The sequence below is a fragment of the Pseudomonas sp. MPC6 genome, assembly GCF_006094435.1.
Taxonomy (GTDB): domain Bacteria; phylum Pseudomonadota; class Gammaproteobacteria; order Pseudomonadales; family Pseudomonadaceae; genus Aquipseudomonas.
The window spans coordinates 295,388-310,908 of sequence record NZ_CP034783.1; the positions used below are offsets into that span (position 1 = coordinate 295,388).

The window sequence follows — 15,521 nt, forward strand, 5'->3', positions numbered from 1 at the left end:
CTCAGTGTTTCCCGACATCGGCATCGTCGGCCAGACGATGACGTGCGCGCGCGCGCAGAGACAGATAGGCCAGCACACTGACCAATGGAATGCACAGCGCAGTGATCAGCACCAGCAGTAACACATGCTGCGAGAGCATCCATTGCACGTACTTGAAGGGCCCGAGGTGACCGACGTAATACTGCTCGTCTGCGACCAGCGACTTGATGTGCTTGCCCTGAATCACGGCGAGGCTGCCTTGCAGCGCCTGGGTATAGTCTTCGCCGCCGATCAGCGCATCCGTTGCCTCAATCAAGCCTTCCGGCCGCGCACTGGCGATCAGTACCACGCTGCGCCCGCTTTGCAGGGGGGATTGGAAACCGGTCAGGTAGGTGCTGCTGCTCGTGCCCTTGAAGGTGAAAGTACTGCGGGCCTGACGCCGATTGGCGACCGGATCGGGACTGATCCATTCGCGGATCCGCAGCGGCAGGTCGGACAGATCAAACCGCTGGCGGTCACCGTCGACGCTGGCCGGCAAGTAGCTTGCCCATTGCTCCAGCAGCGGTTGGTTGGCGCCTGAAGCCAGGACGAGCAAGTCTTTATCCGCAAGCTCGCTGATCTGATCGGCCTGGGCTACGGTAATGGCAGTGGCGGGGTAACCGGTCGACTCGCCGAAGCGGCCCATCACTGTCAGGTAGGCCGCCAGTTCGGTCGTGCCGGCATTGTCCGGCAGGATGACTGCCGATTCGGACAGGTCCGCCATGCGGGTGAACGGGAAGCCGCCGTCCTTGAAGACGCCCAGGTTGGGCATCGCGATGAAGTGCTCGTATTGACGCAGGTCCAGGGTCGATTCCGGATCGATCATGCCACGCATGTTATCGAGGATGATGTCGCGGCATTCGCCTTGTTTGGTGTAGTCGTAGACGAAGCGGATCTGCAGGCGTGACTGCAAGGCGACCGAGGTCAGCGGCAGCAACACATTGGTTTCCTGAGCCAGGCTCGGGTCTTTTTTCAGCATGGCCAAAAGGCTTGAACCGCCGCCCAGTTGCGCCACCGACGGCAAGGACACGGACTTCATGAAGCTGTCGTTGAAGCTCACCATCAAACTCGACCCCGACACGCTTGGTGGTGGGGTGTAGCGATACTTGAGGTTCAGCTTGGCGCCGTCTTCCAGCCAGTTGAACAAGTCCGGTGGCAGGCGCATGGGCACGGTGATTGCGCCCGGGTTGATGCCCGAAACATTCAACACTTTAGGGCCAACCAGTTCGCCGAGCTTGACCAGGCGATCGGTCGGCAGCCAGTTCGGCGCGTCATAGGGCTTGCGTGGTACCAGCGTATCCATCTGGTCGATTTCCACGTGGTTGCCGGTGAGTGCCTGGCTGCCCAGCGTCAGTGCAGTCGCAGCGCGCTTGAGCGCTTGCGAATCGGCACCCGCAACCACCAGCAGTTTGCCGAACGGGTCATTGGGGTTGGCAACCATGGACAGGCTCGGACCATCGGCCGTTGGCACTTGCAAACCGGGTATCTGCGAACCATCGGCACTGCTGATGAAAACGATCGCGTTACCTTTCTGCGGAATCTGGCTCAGGTTGGCCGTAAAGCGCGCACCGCGATAGCTCGCTAACGCGCCCAGCCAGGAGGCCACCGTGCCAGCGGCTTCCAGGGTGGCGTTATCGGGCGCCTGGGCAAACACAAAGGGCATGTTCAGCACGCGCGCGTCGCGGCGATCGAAAAATGGCAGCGGCAGCGACGATAGATCATCGGGCAAGTCGATTTTCGACACGCTCAGGCTCAGGCGGCTTTCATTGCTGATCTTCGCCCACAGGCTGGAGTGCATCGGGTCTTCGCACGACATGGAGTAGTGGCCGATAAACTGCAGACCAAGGCGGTTGAATTCCGTGATCAGGTGCGCAGGGATATCGACGGTGGTCTTTTGCAGCGTACCGGCGTTTTCCTTGGGCAGCGGCAGGGTGGCGGCGACTTCGTCGTTGACCATGACGTTGAGCTGCGACAGTTCGCTCAACAAGGCGGGCGAATAGGAGTACTGCAAGGTCACCTTGGCGCCTGTCACGACCTCATCGGCGCGCACGTCGAAGTTGACGCTGTCGGTCGCCTCCAGGCCGCGCAAGGTCATGGTGTAGTTTTTACCCAGCTCCTTGAGCGTCAGGTCATAACGATCGCCGTTCGCGGTGCCCGCTGCTGGAGTGGTTTCAGTGACCCCCCAGGCAGTCGAAGTCATGAGGCCGGCGCTGAGCAGCGAAGCGGCCATCAACATCCACGGGTAAGGTCGTGCATCGGCACGACGAAAGTGCTTGAGAGTCATTACTGATCCAGAAGAGGTTCGACGGCCTGAGGCACAGCACGTCGGCGCTTGAAAAGAAGACCGGTTTCTTTTGCAGTAGCTTTGAACAGTTCGATAATGCCGCGTACACCAATCAGGCTGATGTCTCGCAAGGCCCCCAGCGGGGTATCGACCTCGCCATTGCCCCAGGTCGAAGCCCAGGTATCGGCGCGCGAGAAGGTCAGACGCACCAGCTCACTTTGTTGGCGCAAGGTCATGTGATCGAATTGGGCGCCGATCATCGTTTCATTGCTGAACGCTACGGTGGCCGGGAACAGGCTGATTTGAGTATTGCGAATGAGGGCGACCTGGATCTGCTCGCCACTGGCGAACCGGCTGCCATCGGACACGTGGATACCCAGCCCTTTCTGCGAGAAGTCCTGGGTCACGCCGTCGATTTCACTGCCGTCGGCACGCACAATCCTGACCGGCAGATCGGCGCGTACCCGCGGCTCGGAGCGAATCTGCCGGGTTTCGCTGGCGACGGCCACCGATGCGCTGGTGATGATGATGTTGTAGACCGTCCAGGCCAGGTTGATCAGCACGGTGATGAGGGTATCGCCTGTACCCCAGATCAGTTCGTAAGTACCGAAGCCCAGGCCGGTCAAGTTCAGCAACAACAGGATGATGTAGGGGCGGGCCAGCTTCCATTCGAAGTATTCCTCGTCGATGATCCCGCCTTTGTCGGTCACGTTGAAACCACCGAACTTGGGATTCACCAGGGCCATCAGCACAGGCCCCATGATGTACCAGGCCAGTACCGTCTCGTAGACCTCGTTCCAGAACGAGTGACGGAATCGACCCTGAATGCGTGAGTTGGTCACGCTGGCATGGACGATATGCGGCAACACGTAGGCCATGATCATCAGCGCCGAGGCGTGGTAAATCTGGGCGTCGAAGACCAGATAGGCCAGGGGCGCGGTCAAGAACACCAAGCGCGGCAAGCCATAGAAGAAGTGCAGCATGGCGTTCGAATAGCAGATGCGCTGCCCCAGGCTCAGGCCCTTGCCGAGCAGTGGGTTGTCGGTCCGGAAAATCTGCGCCATGCCCCGGGCCCAGCGGATCCGCTGGCTGATGTGGCGCGACAGGCTTTCGGTGGCCAGCCCCGCAGCCTGCGGGATGGCCAGGTAGGCGGTGTTGTAGCCGGCGCGGTTGAGCTTGAGTGCCGTGTGGGCGTCCTCGGTCACGGTCTCGATGGCCACGCCGCCGACTTCTTCCAGAGGGGCCCGGCGGATGACTGCGCAGGACCCGCAGAAGAAGGTCGCATTCCACAAGTCGTTGCCGTCCTGGACCAGACCGTAGAACAACTCACCTTCGTTGGGGACGCTACGGAAGGTGTCGAGGTTTTTTTCGAACGGATCCGGCGAAAAGAAAAAGTGCGGCGTTTGCAGCATCGCCAGCTTCGGATCCTTCAGGAACCAGCCGAGGCTGATTTGCAGGAAAGAGCGGGTGGGCACGTGGTCGGCGTCGAAAATGGCGATGTACTCGCCACTGGTGACCTTCAGCGCTTCGTTCAGGTTGCCGGCCTTGGCGTGACGGTTGTTGTCGCGAACGATGTAGTTCACCCCGATCTGCTGGCAAAACACTTTGAAGTCTTCACGGCGGCCGTCATCGAGCACGTGCACGCGCAGCTTGTCCTTGGGCCAGTCGATGGCCTGGGCCGCAAAGATCGTCAGCTTCACGATGCCGAGGGATTCGTTGTACGAGGGAATGAACACATCGACCACCGGCCATTCAGCCGGAGGGGCGGTCAGCAATATGGGTTTGCGCTGCAGGGGCCAGGCGGTTTGCAGGTAGCCGAACAACAGCACCACCAGGGCATACAGCTCGGCCAGGACCAGGCCGTAGCCGAAGAACATGTCCAGCCAGGTTTCAAACCCCAGGGTCGACGTCAACCGCCAGTACATGTAGCGCAAGGACGCCACCACCGAGAACACGATCATCGCCAGCACTGGCAGGCGCCCCGGGATCTTGCGGATCACCAGGATCGAGCCGAAGCACAGCAGGGCAAAGACGACCTGGCTTTCCAGGTTCAGCGGCGCACAAATCATTGCGATCAAAAACAGGCCGGCAACCAGGCAGGCACCAGCCTTGAGCAGCAGGCTCGCGGTGGGCGGCAGCTTTTCCACGCGCGCAAACAGCGTGTCGAGCCATTGCTCTGAATTGAGATTGCTCATGACAGTGCCGACTCTTGGACCTGTGCGTGGGACAGCAGGCCTGAAAGCGCCTTGGCAATTTCTTGAACGTCGTGACAACCCTGGCTGAGGGGCACCTGGTCCATCGGGTTACGCTCGTAGGCCAGGGCTTCACGGATACTGCGGTCCAGATGAACAATGCCCAGCAGGCTGATGCCCATGCGCTGCTTCAACACTTCGACCATGTCCATACTGAAGCCATGAGTAGGGTCCAGCTGATTGATGATGCAGTGCAGCGTCGGTGGATGAAGTTTGCCCAGGCAGGGTTCGAGCCTGCGCTTCATTTGGTCCAGCGCCCGGTAGGAGGCGGCATCAGGCAGCATGACGAGCACCAGGTGATCGGCGATATCCAGCGCTTGCTGCAGACTCTCGTCAATGCCGACGGGCAAATCCAGGATCACCACGTCTTTGTCGCTCAATGCCATGCGCTGCAGTTGCTGGAACAACCAGCGGCCATCTTTGGCCACGTTTTGCTGTACGCGCTGCACGTCGGTGACAGCGGCCTTGCCATAAGGCACAAACTGGCAATTACCAGCGCCGGACAGGCAAACGTCGCGCCAGTTGTTGTCGTCCAGGCTCGCCTGAGCAATGCCCGGTACGGCTTCCTGAATGCCGAAATGGAATTGCAGTGCATTCTGCGGGTCCAGATCGACCGCAAACACCTGACCGCCCTCGCGGGGGCGCAGGGTGCTGGCCAGCATCGACGTCAACGTACTTCTGCCCACGCCCCCCTTGGCTGACACCACGGCGATTATCTTGGCTTTGATCCGCGCAGGGGCCACCGGGACGGCCTGGTCTTGAGCACTCAGACGCGCTTGAGCGGCCTTTTCCAGCAGGCTGCGCAAGGAAGCAGGGGTCGATGCTTGAGTGGACGGGCCGACGATTGTCTCAGGCGCAGGCTTCTTGGCAACGGGCTCGACCGGCGCCTGCGCTGAGGCCGTCGGAATGTTGACGGCAGCCTCAAGCACGGCGTCGATCGCCGCCTGTTTTATGGCATGTGCCTCGAGAGTGGCTTCAATAATGGGAACGCGGGGGGGCATCGGCGCAGTCTGCGCAGGCGTTGCATCCGAAACCAGAACAGGTGCAGCAGGTTTTACCGGCAGGCGCACCGGTGGCACGAGCGGCAGTTCCTGATAGTCGTAGTGCGGCTCTATTTCTTTATAGCTGTCCGCACTTGCCCCGAATGAGCTGAACAATGTTGCAATGTCGTCTGCGCGATTCATGGAGTAGCCCCGTTCCTGCCTTTGGCGATCTGAAAATTTTCTTAGGCAGATTCGACCTAAATCACACACACACAAAAACCCATATTCACGGCGGAATCTGGGAAAAGGTGATGTCAGGGTGATGGTGTCAATAATTTGCTGTCAGGGCTACTTATTTTTCAGGCCAGCGGCAGAGTCAATTTTTTCGTGTCAAAAAAATGTCTATTCATCCGCGTCTTTGATGCACTGATCAGGAAAATCATTTTCCGTAACCGTCGCTATATGCCTTATCGCGAGCCCTTCTAAGAGGGCGGCATCTTACTGCCTGGCGCGATTGAATGGCTGACCTGTTTCAGTATTTTTTCCTGTTTTGAAGAAATTTCCGACACAAGGAAAAGACCCCAATCTCTATATTCCCTACTGGAATTTAAATAAATTCTATTATTTCAATATCTTGTGATTCTGTTTGCATATGCAAAGCGATCCTCGCAGGAACGGTTGCTCTCCGGTTCCATCGCCGTCCCGCACCCTGACCACCTTGGCGGTGTGAACGCAATTCGGTCGCGACCTCGATGTATCGTTGAGGACAAACTTAACCGTCCGACCAATCACTGGGCCCCGAGTTGTTAAATGATCCATGCGAAGACAAACGCCTGCGTGCGGGTGGGGGCGGGTCAGGCCTGCGAATTGAAGCAACGCTGAGGGTGGGTCTAACAGTCGAGCTATGTGTCGAGCTCCCGACTGGTGCAGATGACGAAGCCGAAGGTGAAGTAGTAGACGTAGACGAACGCCGCCCGCTCTGTACAGAATTTACATATGCCGTCGGTTTTCCTGATTCTGTTGGGTATGTCATATACGTTCGAGGCTGCTGCGATGCAGCAAAAGTGTCAGCATTCCAGAGTTGAGTTGCTTGCGCATACGACGGTGGCGGATCGTACGCAGGCGGTGCGTCATGCCCGTAGCGACTACCCCCACTGGAGCTTTGCGCTTGGGGTGTTGAGCGGGACGGGCGAGAGGATAATCCGTCCAAGGCTGCACCTTGTACATATCCAGGGAAGTGTCTTGCTGTTTCTGTGACACGGGTGACGCGAGGAGAGTCGCCTGGCATTCGGTGAGCAGTTCCGAGGGTGTACAGGATGTCACCTATACGACTCGATCTCGTAGGAGGAGCGACGTAGTTTATCCTGGCATTGTGGGCTTGACCTATCATCTCCATTGCCCCGCTCAGATCCAGTTTATTCAGGGCAACAGGTCTGCTTTTACCCGGGCCTAAGGTTTTAAGGAAACTGCCTACGGCCTTGAATGAAGGCCAATGACCTGTCGGATCCGAACGATTTACCGGATCGCCCACGCAATACATATACGGATTCAACCCGCCCCGCCCAAACGGACTCCAACTGTCCGGACTATGAAAACGCATCAATCGCGGGTTGTAAGCACGGTAACCGTTACCCAGCAAATACCAGCAGGTTTGCGCTTCGCGAAGCTCGCCGTTGAAACCCAACCGCGTCGCGACTTTCTGTTGCGCAGACTGATGGCCGTAGACGGCGTAAGCCAGGCGATTGATGTCATCACCAACCACTTCGACGAGCGCCGATTGTTGGCTATCAGTCGCCAGCAAAATGGTGCGTTGTTTGTTCGATTGCTGTTGATCAACCGGATCTGTTGGGGTCATGGAGCGGCCTTCCCGGGTAAATGAGTGAAGTGAGTGCCGTCCTTTGGTTTTACGTGCTTGCGCCAAGGTTGAGAACTATCAGAACTGCTAGGGTCCCGCATCGCAAACCTGAACACGCTCATTTGTAGGAGCAAGCTTGCTCGCGATGGGGGCGGCGCGGTCCCCAGGTAGACCGCGTTATCGTTCATCGCGAGCAAGCTTGCTCCTACAGGGGGATAGGCTGATAGCATTGTGTTTGACTCAATCCTGGTCAGCCAAGAGTGCTCAGCATGCAACTTCCGGACATGAACCTCCTGGTCGCCCTCGACGCGTTGCTCGACGAGGGCAGTGTGGTGGGCGCGGCCCGGCGGATGAATCTCAGTCCGGCGGCCATGAGCCGCACGCTGACGCGGATTCGCGAGGCAATTGGCGATCCGATCCTGGTGCGTGCCGGGCGTGGCCTGGTGCCGACACCCAAGGCGCTGGCGTTGCGCGAACAGGTGCGGGATGTCGTCGAGCAGGCGGCGGTGCTGTTTCGCTCCGCCGATGAAGTGGAGTTGGGGAGCTTGCGCCGGCGGTTCAGTATTCGCGCCAACGATTTCTTCGTGGGAGTCTACGGCGGCAAGTTGTTCGACACGATGGAACGCCAGGCGCCGCTCTGTGAATTGCGCTTTGTCCCGGAGGGCGACGGGGATGACGAGGCGTTGCGTGAAGGACGTATCGATTTGAGCGTCAGTAACAACCGGCCGCTGATGCCGGAGGTGAAAGTGCAGAACCTGTTCTCCACGCATTTTGTCGGGTTGGTGCGCGAGGACCACCCGCTGTTCGACGAAGAGATCACGGCGGAGCGCTACGCCGGTTTTGCCCACATCAGCATGTCCCGCCGCGGCATCGCCCGTGGCCCGATCGACACGGCGCTCAATGCCTTGGGGCTGGAGCGGCGGGTGGCGGTGATTGCGCCGAGTTTCCATGCGGCAATGTTTGCATTGCCGGATTCCGATCTGATTCTGCCGGTGCCCAAGGAGGCGTTGCTGAGTGTGCGGCGCCTGGGGTTGAAGCTGCGATCCTTCACCCTGCCGATTCCGCTGCCGACCCTCATGCTGACCCAGGCGTGGCATCCGCGTTTCGACAAGGATCCGGCGCATCGGTGGATGCGTGAGACGCTCAAGGCCTGTTGCGATGCGACTTGGCTGGCTGCACAAACCCCCTGAAACTGAACGCCGACCCCCCTGTAGGAGCTGGCTTGCCAGCGAAGGCGGCGCATCAGTCAATGAAGATGCTGAATGAGAAATCGTCTTCGCTGGCAAGCCAGCTCCTACAGGGGATGTGTATTGCAGGGGAGGTGTATTGCTGCATCAGACGCACTTATAACCTGCCAATAAGTTGATTTTCGACAACTGCCACGCTTCATAAAATGCCCCGGTATTCAAATCCCGGAGCTTGCAGTACATGACTTCCCTCACGGTCACGGCACCTCTCGCCGCGGCCAGCCCGATTGCCGCCGCTACGCCACCGGTGTTCGGCCCGCGAATCATCATCGGCCTGCTGGGCGTGTTGCTGGCGGTGCTGGTGTCGGGCCTCAACGAGATGGTGACCAAGGTTGCCCTGGCCGACATTCGCGGCGCGTTGGCCATTGGCTACGACGAAGGCACCTGGCTGGTCGCCAGCTACACCGCGACCTCGGTGGCCGCCATGGCGTTCGCCCCCTGGTGTGCGGTGACGTTTTCGTTGCGGCGGTTCACCCTCTGCGCGATCAGTGCGTTCACCCTGTTGGGCGTTTTGTGCCCGTTCGCCCCGAATTACGAAAGCCTGCTGCTCCTGCGGACCCTGCAGGGCCTGGCCGGCGGCGCACTGCCGCCGATGCTGATGACGGTTGCCCTGCGCTTTTTACCGGCCAACGTGAAGCTTTATGGTCTGGCCGGTTACGCCCTGACGGCTACCTTCGGTCCCGGCCTCGGCACTCCGTTGGCCGGGTTATGGACCGAGCATGTCGGCTGGCAATGGACCTTCTGGCAAATCATCGCACCGTGCCTGCTTGCCATGGTCGCGATCGCCTATGGCTTGCCCCGGGATCCGCTGCGCCTGGAGCGTTTCAAGCAATTCAACTGGCGCGGGTTGCTGCTGGGTTTTCCGGCGATCTGCATGCTGGTGATCGGCATCCTGCAGGGCAACCGGCTGGACTGGTTCGAGTCGGGCCTGATTGGCGGATTGCTCGGTGGCGGGCTGTTACTGATGGTGCTGTTCCTGATCAATGAATGGTCGCAGCCGATGCCGTTTTTCAAGATGCAGATGCTCGGCATCCGCAACCTGTCGTTCGCCTTGCTGACCCTGGCCGGGGTGCTGGTGGTGCTGTTGGCGGTGATCATCATTCCGTCGAGCTACCTGGCTCAGGTCCAGGGTTATCGCCCGGTGCAGACTGCGCCGATCATGCTGCTCGCGGCATTGCCACAACTGATCGCGCTGCCCTTGGTCGCGGCGCTGTGCAACTTGCGCTGGGTCGATTGTCGCTGGGTGCTGGGTTTAGGCCTGAGCATGCTGGTGCTGTCGTGCATCGGCGGTTCGCAGCTGACGTCGGTGTGGATTCGCGACGATTTCTACCCTCTGCAACTGCTGCAAATCTTCGGTCAGCCCATGGCGGTGCTGCCGCTGTTGATGCTCTCCACCGGCAGCATCAGCCCACTGGAAGGGCCGTTCGCCTCGGCCTGGTTCAACACCGTGAAGGGCCTGTCGGCGGTGATCGCCACGGGTGTGATCGAAGCGCTGACCACGTCGAGGCTGCACTTTCATTCGAGCATGTTGGTGGACAGCCTCGGTAACTCGCCTCTGGTCGACAGCGACAGCGCGGGCCTTGCCCACCGGCTGCACGAGCAGGCCGTGGTGCTGACGGCTTCGGATCTTTATCTGTGCATGGCCGGCGTCGCCCTGGCGCTGATCCTGCTGATTTTCTGGCTGCCGACGCGGATCTATCCACCGCGCGCACCGACTTGAATGCTCCACTGGTACAGAAGGTTTTTATGACGACTCAAGCAAAGCAAAAAGTGGCCGTGGCCGCCGTCGCGGTGGTGGCACTCGGCGTGCTGGTTTATCTGCTGGCGCCGGGGATTTTCGGCCAGCGTACGCAACAGAGCACCAATGACGCCTTTGTCTCGGCGGACTTCACGCTGGTGGCGCCGCGCGTGGCCGGGTTTATCAAGGATGTGCTGGTGGAAGACAACCAGCAGGTCAAGGCCGGCCAGCTGCTGGCGGTCATCGATGACCGCGACCTGCGTGCCGCCGCCCAGGCCGCCGACGCCGAGACACTGGTGGCGCGGGCGCACCTGATAAATGCGCGGGCGACCCTTGAACGTCAGACTTCGGTGATCGCCCAGGCCCAGGCAACCGTCGTTTCGGCCAAAGCCGAGATGGCTTTCGCCGAGCATGAATTGAACCGCTACAACCACCTCGCCGGCGTCGGTGCCGGTACGGTGCAGAACGCTCAGCAAGCACGCACGCGCATCGATCAGGCCAGCGCGCGGTTGGCCAACGCCACGGCGGTACTGGCCGCGGAACGCAAGCAAGTGGAGATCCTTGCCGCCCAACGCGACGCGGCCGACGGTGGATTGAAACGAGCGCAAGCGGCGCTGGAAATGGCCAGCTATGAGCTGTCCTATACGCGCATCGTTGCGCCGCAGGACGGCATGGTCGGCGAGCGTGCAGTGCGCGTCGGTGCCTATGTCACGCCCGGGAGCAAGATTCTGGCGGTGGTACCGCTCGCTCAGGCTTATGTGATCGCCAATTTTCAGGAAACCCAATTGACCGACGTGCAGCCGGGACAGAGCGTGCAGGTAAGCGTCGACAGCCTTGGCGGCGAAGCCTTGCGCGGACGTGTCGAGAGCATCGCCCCGGCCACCGGGGTGACCTTTGCTTCGATCAAGCCGGACAATGCCACCGGCAATTTCACCAAGGTGGTGCAGCGGATTCCGGTGAAGATCGTGCTGGATGCCGGTCAGCCGCTGACTGAGCGGTTGCGGGTGGGGATGTCGGTGGAGGCGAGGATCGATACGGCGAGCGCTGGCGAACATGAGGTTGCGCAGCGATGAAATTCTTTTTCGATCGGTCTGACGCCTTCGCGAGCAGGCTCGCTCCCACAGTTGATCTGCTGGGTGCCCAAGCTTTATGCACAAAAGGAGATCCAGCATGGGAGCGAGCCTGCTCGCGAAGGGGCCGGATGCCTCAACTAACGCTTTGCGCCTTGCTCGTCATGGGCCTCTCAGCCTGCACCGTCGGCCCGGACTTCCAGAAACCTCAAGCGCAACAAGTCGCCGAGTGGTCGAAACCGGCAACAGCCGCCGCCAGTCAAGCCATCACCGAAACCATGGACGAACGCTGGTGGGAGGTGTTCCACGACCCGCAACTCTCGGCCCTGATCCAGCGCGCCCTGAGCGACAACCTCGACCTGAAACTCGCCAGCAGCCGCTTGCAGCAAAGTCGCGCCGCGCGTCAGGTGATCACCGCCGAGCGTTACCCCAATACCGCCGCCACGGGCAGCTACGGGCGTAAACGCAACAGCGGCAAAGGCCTGAACGATCCGTCGGGCAACAATGGCGACTCTGCATTCAATTTGTGGGACGCCGGCTTCTCCGCGTCCTGGGAGCTGGACTTCTGGGGCCGGGTGCGCCGCGAAACCGAGGCCGCCGATGCCACCCTGGAAGTCGCGGAAAACGACCGCCGCGGCGTGCTGTTATCAGTCCTCGCCGAAACCGCCCAGGACTATATACAGCTACGCGGTGTGCAAAGTACCCGAGTCGTCACCGAGCAGAACCTCGACGTCGCCCGCCATAGCCTGAAGCTCTCGCAGCTGCGCCTGGCCGACGGCGTCGCCACCGATCTGGATGTCGCCGAGGCCGCCGCGCAGGTCGCCGCCATCGAATCGCACCTGCCGGCACTGGAGCAGCGTCAGTCGCAACTGATCAACGCCCTGAGCCTGTTGATGGGCGAGCCGCCCCAGGCATTGCATGCCGAGTTATCCACAGACGCTGCCGTGCCGCAAACCCCGCGCCAGGTAGCCATCGGGCTGCCGTCGCAATTGGCCGAACGCCGCCCGGACATCCGCCAGGCCGAAGCGCGCCTGCATGCCGCCACCGCCAGCATCGGCGTGGCCAAGGGCGATTTCTATCCGCGGATCACCCTGTCGGGCAATGTCGGCTCCCAAGCCATGCAGCTGAGCGATTTTGGTTCCTGGGGCTCGCGCGCCTTCGGTATCGGTCCGCAGCTCAGCCTGCCGCTGTTCGATGGCGGACGCTTGCGCGGCATGCTGCAGCTGCGTGAAGCACAACAGCAGGAAGCCGCACTGGCCTATCAGCACACCGTACTGCGCGCCTGGCATGAGATCGATGATCAACTGTCCGCCTACAACGCCAGCCAGCTGCGCCGCGACCACCTCGCCGAAGCCGTACGCCAGAACCGGATCGCCTTGCGCACGGCGCAACAGCAATATGTGGAAGGGGTGGTGGATTTCGTCAACGTCCTTACCGTGCAAGGCGAATTGCTGGCGACTCAACAACAGTGGGTCGAAAGCTCGACCGGCGTGTCGCTGGCGATGGTCGGGTTGTACAAGGCGTTGGGCGGGGGATGGGAGTCGGTGTACCCGGTGGTTGAGACGGCGCAGCGCTAACGTTTCAAAAAATCGCAGCTTGCGGCAACTGGTACAGGGGTACACAGCTTCCCTATAGCTGCCGCAGGCTGCGATCTTTTGAGGCCGTCACGTTCAACTCACTCCTTTGCCGACAAATTCGCCATCCCCTTGAGCAATTCGATCGGCAGCGGGAAGACGATGGTCGAGCTCTTGTCGCCGGCGATCGAACTCAGCGTCTGCATATACCGCAGCTGCATGGCGCCCGGCTGGCGGCCGAGCATTTCAGCGGCCTGCATCAGTTTTTCCGAAGCTTGCAGTTCGCCTTCGGCATGGATCACTTTGGCCCGACGTTCCCGTTCGGCTTCGGCCTGTTTGGCGATCGCGCGCACCATCGATTCGTTGAGGTCCACGTGCTTGATCTCGACATTGGCCACCTTGATGCCCCAGACGTCAGTCTGGGCATCAAGCACTTGCTGGATATCGACGTTCAAGCGCTCGCGTTCGGCCAGCAGTTCATCCAGTTCGTGTTTACCGAGCACGGCGCGCAATGTGGTCTGGGCCAATTGGCTGGTGGCCATCAGGAAGTCTTCAACCTGGATGATCGCCTTCTGCGGATCGAGCACACGGAAATACAGCACCGCGTTGACCTTGACCGAGACGTTGTCGCGAGTGATGACGTCTTGCGGCGGCACGTCGAGGACCACGGTACGCAAGTCGACGCGAACCATCTGCTGCACCACTGGAATCAGGAGGATCAGGCCGGGGCCCTTGACCTGCCAGAAGCGTCCGAGCTGGAACACCACTCCGCGCTCGTATTCGCGCAGGATACGAAAGGTCGACCCCGCCAGTGCAATCAGCAATAACAGCAGCGCGGCAAAACCCAGTTGCAGGCCCATGGTTATTCTCCACCCGGCGCCGCGTCAGCCGCGGCCACTTCCAACAGCAGTCCCTTGCGAGCCACCACCCGGACTCGTTGCCCGGGTTGCAGCGGCGTGGTGCTGAGTACCTGCCACTGCTCTCCTTGCAGGTGCACCCAGCCGTTACAGGCATTACCGGCCTCCAACGATTTTATCGCGGTCACGCTGCCTACCAGTCCTGCATCCCCGCTGACGGTGTGGCGCGGTCGGGTTTTCAGGGCTCGGATCAGCAGGAAGAGCAACAACAGGGCACTGATCAGCCCCAGGCCAATCATCAGCGGCTCCGGCACCTCGGTGTTGGTCAGGATCACCGCGCCGATCACGAACAATACAATGCCGCCCAAACCGATCACGCCGTAATTGGGCAGTGCCGCCTCGGCAATCAGGAACGCGATGCCAAACGTGATCAGCCAGATCCCGATGGGGTTGGGCGTCAGCAGGACCACCGTGTCCGCGGCGAAGACCGAGCCGCTCAAGGCCAACAACAGCGCAACCGCACAGCAACGAATGTTCACTTGACCCTCCCTGTAGGAGCGAGCTTGCTCCGGGCGGCGTTCCGACGATGAACCTGAGAGCACCGCGCTGAGTCAGGCAGTCCGCATTACCTCATCCATACAGTCTAGTCGAGCTATGAATTGTACGAATTTTGATCAGTTGTTGACGTTGTCCGGTGGGCAGATTTCCCTCTTGTTTGCACCAGCGGGCCTAGACTTTCAGTACAGAGAAAAGTGTTAACCATCGTCCACCAGACACTGTCTGTGGACACCGAGGTGCATCATGCGTATGGCAAGAACCGTGCAGAGAAGCCTGGACAAGGCTCAATGCGAATATGACATCGTCACCCACCCACACTCGGCCAGCAGCCTTGAAACGGCGCGGGTCGCAGGCATTCCTGCCGAGCGGGTGGCCAAATCGGTCATCCTCGACGATCACCATGGTCATTACCTGATGGCCGTCCTCCCCGCCAGCCGCCACCTGGACCTGAGCAAAGTCCGCAGCAGTGGCGAATGGCAGGTCTCACGGGAAAGCAACCTGCCGCACCTGTTTGATGATTGCGAACGCGGCGCCGTGCCCGCCTTGGGTGAGGCCTATGGGCTGGATGTGGTTATCGATCCGCTGCTGACCCGGCAGAAAGATATTTATCTGGAAGCCGGCAACCACACCAACCTGCTGCACATGAACATGCCGGAGTTTCTGAAAATGGTGCCGCATGCCGAGGTGCGAGAGTTGAGTAGTTGAGTAGTTGAGTGTTGCAGCGTCAGTTGTGCCGCCATCACGGGCCAGCCCGCTCTACAGGCATCGTGTATACCCTGTAGGAGCGAGCTTGCTCGCGAATAATATTTCATTCACCAAGGATCCCAGACATGCAATCCCCAACCCACAGCCTCCCCTCGCTCTTCAAACAACTTGGCCTGCCTGATGACGCCGAAAGCATCGACAAATTCATCGCCACGCATTCACCGCTTAAACCGGAACTGCATCTGGCGGACGCTTTTTTCTGGAGCGAGAGCCAGGCGGAGCTTTTGCGGGAGGAGATTCTGGATGACGCGGATTGGGCGGAGGTGGTGGATCAACTGGATGTGCTGCTGAGGAAGGGGCGGGGGGTATAAACCTGGATA

At 60.2% G+C, this 15,521-nt stretch carries 12 protein-coding genes; 7 read left to right on the forward strand and 5 right to left on the reverse strand.

The window, feature by feature from the left end:
• Nucleotide 1: 1 nt before the first annotated feature.
• Genes bcsB through bcsQ form a run of 3 tightly spaced genes read right to left on the reverse strand, consistent with a single transcriptional unit; the run spans nucleotide 2 to nucleotide 5,738 of the window.
• The gene (bcsB, locus tag ELQ88_RS03330; RefSeq protein ID WP_138963618.1) at nucleotides 2-2,302 is read right to left on the reverse strand and encodes a cellulose biosynthesis cyclic di-GMP-binding regulatory protein BcsB; all 2,301 of its coding nucleotides are present in this window, start codon (nucleotides 2,300-2,302) and stop codon (nucleotides 2-4) included.
• A complete protein-coding gene (gene bcsA, locus ELQ88_RS03335) occupies nucleotides 2,302-4,497 on the reverse strand; it encodes a UDP-forming cellulose synthase catalytic subunit (RefSeq protein ID WP_138963620.1) in 2,196 nt (731 codons plus the stop codon). The genes bcsB and bcsA overlap by 1 nt, the downstream gene beginning before the upstream one ends.
• Nucleotides 4,494-5,738, reverse strand: a complete 1,245-nt coding sequence (bcsQ, locus tag ELQ88_RS03340) for a cellulose biosynthesis protein BcsQ (protein WP_138963622.1) — start codon at nucleotides 5,736-5,738, stop codon at nucleotides 4,494-4,496. Before bcsQ ends, bcsA begins: the two co-directional genes overlap by 4 nt.
• A 1,387-nt stretch (nucleotides 5,739-7,125) precedes the next feature.
• On the opposite strand from bcsQ, the gene ELQ88_RS34500 reads away from it, so the two are divergent.
• The 5 genes from ELQ88_RS34500 (at nucleotide 7,126) to ELQ88_RS03365 (ending at nucleotide 13,024) form a co-directional block, all read left to right on the forward strand.
• Complete coding sequence (locus ELQ88_RS34500) at nucleotides 7,126-7,416, forward strand: hypothetical protein (protein WP_228761584.1); 291 nt, start codon at nucleotides 7,126-7,128, stop codon at nucleotides 7,414-7,416.
• Nucleotides 7,417-7,661: 245 nt separating this feature from the next.
• A complete protein-coding gene (locus tag ELQ88_RS03350; RefSeq protein ID WP_138963626.1) occupies nucleotides 7,662-8,582 on the forward strand; it encodes a LysR family transcriptional regulator in 921 nt (306 codons plus the stop codon).
• Between the two features lie 238 nt (nucleotides 8,583-8,820).
• Complete coding sequence (locus tag ELQ88_RS03355; RefSeq protein WP_138963628.1) at nucleotides 8,821-10,359, forward strand: MFS transporter; 1,539 nt, start codon at nucleotides 8,821-8,823, stop codon at nucleotides 10,357-10,359.
• Nucleotides 10,360-10,385: 26 nt separating this feature from the next.
• On the forward strand, nucleotides 10,386-11,450 hold the full coding sequence (locus ELQ88_RS03360) for an HlyD family secretion protein (RefSeq protein WP_138963630.1): 1,065 nt from the start codon (nucleotides 10,386-10,388) through the stop codon (nucleotides 11,448-11,450).
• A complete protein-coding gene (locus ELQ88_RS03365; protein ID WP_138963632.1) occupies nucleotides 11,447-13,024 on the forward strand; it encodes an efflux transporter outer membrane subunit in 1,578 nt (525 codons plus the stop codon). Before ELQ88_RS03360 ends, ELQ88_RS03365 begins: the two co-directional genes overlap by 4 nt.
• 98 nt (nucleotides 13,025-13,122) lie before the next feature.
• On the opposite strand, the gene ELQ88_RS03370 is transcribed toward ELQ88_RS03365, so the two are convergent.
• On the reverse strand, nucleotides 13,123-13,881 hold the full coding sequence (locus tag ELQ88_RS03370) for a slipin family protein (protein ID WP_138963634.1): 759 nt from the start codon (nucleotides 13,879-13,881) through the stop codon (nucleotides 13,123-13,125).
• 2 nt (nucleotides 13,882-13,883) lie between these two features.
• Nucleotides 13,884-14,417: an NfeD family protein gene (locus ELQ88_RS03375; RefSeq protein ID WP_138963636.1), complete on the reverse strand. Its 534-nt coding sequence runs from the start codon at nucleotides 14,415-14,417 to the stop codon at nucleotides 13,884-13,886.
• A gap of 262 nt (nucleotides 14,418-14,679) precedes the next feature.
• On the opposite strand from ELQ88_RS03375, the gene ELQ88_RS03380 reads away from it, so the two are divergent.
• A complete protein-coding gene (locus tag ELQ88_RS03380) occupies nucleotides 14,680-15,141 on the forward strand; it encodes a YbaK/EbsC family protein (protein WP_128873912.1) in 462 nt (153 codons plus the stop codon).
• 125 nt (nucleotides 15,142-15,266) lie between these two features.
• Nucleotides 15,267-15,512: a DUF2789 domain-containing protein gene (locus ELQ88_RS03385; protein ID WP_128873911.1), complete on the forward strand. Its 246-nt coding sequence runs from the start codon at nucleotides 15,267-15,269 to the stop codon at nucleotides 15,510-15,512.
• Nucleotides 15,513-15,521 lie beyond the last annotated feature (9 nt).